The sequence below is a fragment of the Pseudomonas sp. HMWF006 genome (genome assembly GCF_003061205.1).
In the GTDB taxonomy this organism is placed as follows: Bacteria; Pseudomonadota; Gammaproteobacteria; order Pseudomonadales; family Pseudomonadaceae; genus Aquipseudomonas; species Aquipseudomonas monsensis.
In genome coordinates this window covers 1-1,767 of the sequence record NZ_QAIU01000170.1, presented here as the reverse complement: position 1 = coordinate 1,767, position 1,767 = coordinate 1, and the positions used below count along the sequence as shown (strand labels likewise).

3 protein-coding genes are annotated in these 1,767 nt (G+C 48.2%); all 3 read left to right on the top strand.

From position 1 onward, the window contains the following. The coding region (locus DBR24_RS31630) for an RHS repeat domain-containing protein (RefSeq protein ID WP_256591311.1) at positions 1–686 on the top strand (686 nt) is incomplete at its 5' end. After that, positions 683–1,144, top strand: a complete 462-nt coding sequence (locus DBR24_RS06795) for a hypothetical protein (protein WP_128614295.1) — start codon at positions 683–685, stop codon at positions 1,142–1,144. The genes DBR24_RS31630 and DBR24_RS06795, both read left to right, overlap by 4 nt. Before the next feature lie 211 nt (positions 1,145–1,355). Then, positions 1,356–1,730 (top strand): hypothetical protein, encoded by a 375-nt coding sequence (locus DBR24_RS06790; protein WP_256591310.1) that lies wholly within the window; start codon positions 1,356–1,358, stop codon positions 1,728–1,730. The last annotated feature ends 37 nt before the right edge of the window (positions 1,731–1,767 follow it).

Below are 1,767 nucleotides of genomic sequence, written 5' to 3'. Positions count from 1 at the left end.
AGTGTGATCACCTCGGCACGCCGCAAGAGCTGACCGACTCCCAAGGCAACCTGGCCTGGACCGCGCAATACAAAGCGTGGGGACAGGTGACGGAACAGCGCTCGGAGTGGGCGCGGCAGCATGGCGTGATGAACCCGATACGGTTCCAGGGGCAGTATCACGATCATGAGACGGGGCTGCATTACAACAGGCATCGGTATTACGACCCAAGCGTTGGTCGGTTTATAAGTAAAGACCCTGCCCGCTGGGCAGGAGGGCTGAATTTTTATGCCTACGCGCCAAATCCTATCCAATGGGTGGATCCACTTGGGTTGGCTCGTGTTAAGGGGATAACGCCGAATAATAAGGGAACCCGCACAACCATAGAAAGTGACAACCTTCCACAAACTGAGATAGGTTTCAGCAAGCGTGCTCTAGGCAATGGTATCCATGATCCAGTAGTGGCTGAACTTTATGAGGATGTTCATATTGACGATCGCTCTGTCTTTCATGGTGATTGCGGCGAGGCGGACGCCCTTAGCAATATTGCGAAAAAATACAACGTTAAGACAGTCGATGAGTTGAAGGCTCTAACTAAAGGTGGCAGATCAACGACGCACAGGAATGATGGAGTTTTGAAGCCATACTGTAAGTCATGTAAACAAGTTATGGGTAGGCTAGAAATGGAAGATGGGGCCGCACAATGATTGATAGTATTGAAGTTAAAGAGTTTGATGATCTGGAGGAGCAGTTGCTTGATGCGAATGTTTCTTATGGCGAGATGACGCGTGAGTACGCTAGTTATCTAATGGGTCTTATCCAAAGAGGTGAATTAAAAACTATTGCTGCCAGCAAGTTGGAAAAGTTAGTGCCGTTCTTGAAAGAGGCCATCTTGCGCGAGCGTATCGAAAGTGATGAGGTACTTCGAAAGAAGCTCACTGTCGATCTCTGGAAAATGGAGCAGCAAAGTCGCAAGGAAGATGAAGATTTTGCAAATTTCATCCGAGGTGTGCTCTATTGCTATGGTACAGAGGAGGTTTGGGAAGAGGAGGGCGATGGTCCAACCCCTATCTATCTTTACTTTTTGATCCTGAAAAAAATATTGCCGGGTCTGAGGAAAGATTTTATTAGTAGTTTTAATCGATTCCTTGGAGGGCGCAGCTAAGCCATCCTCTGTTTTTTTGTCGGGCTCAGATAATAATGGCTGGAGAGAATCTCTCCAGCATTACTTAGGCCAGAACTACAAAGATAGTGCAGTCGGTTCATGAGAAATTTTAATCGCAAGGCTCAAAACACAATCCCGGACAAATACACAATGCAGGTTGGACAATAGTGGGGGCGGGTTTGTTTTTGCAATGAGTTATGAATGCAAGCTGGTGTTCGACGACACCACCTCAGCCAGCAAAGTAATGAAGGAACTAGAGGGCAGCGGCGCATGTGTTCGCGTGCAACAGCCTGGTGACCTCTACCTGAAAGATCAGTCGCTCAACAGCAGCGCTGATTATGACGCTAGATTGATCTATGAAAGTGAGAGCGTTCTGTGGCTTCAGGTCAATTTCAAGTCATTGAGCCTTTACCAAACCATGCTCTCGGCGTTGGGCGGCAGCGACTATAGATGTCTTGAGGATGGTGACGACGATGAAAAGATGCCGCTCAAGGAAGCATTTCGCACCAAGGGCAATTTTTGCAGAACTGTTGACGGTCTGCATCGTGCGTCCGTGCAAATAAACAGGCCATGGTCAAAGGAGTGACAACATGAAAGACGCCATTCGCTTGGGCGACTCCACC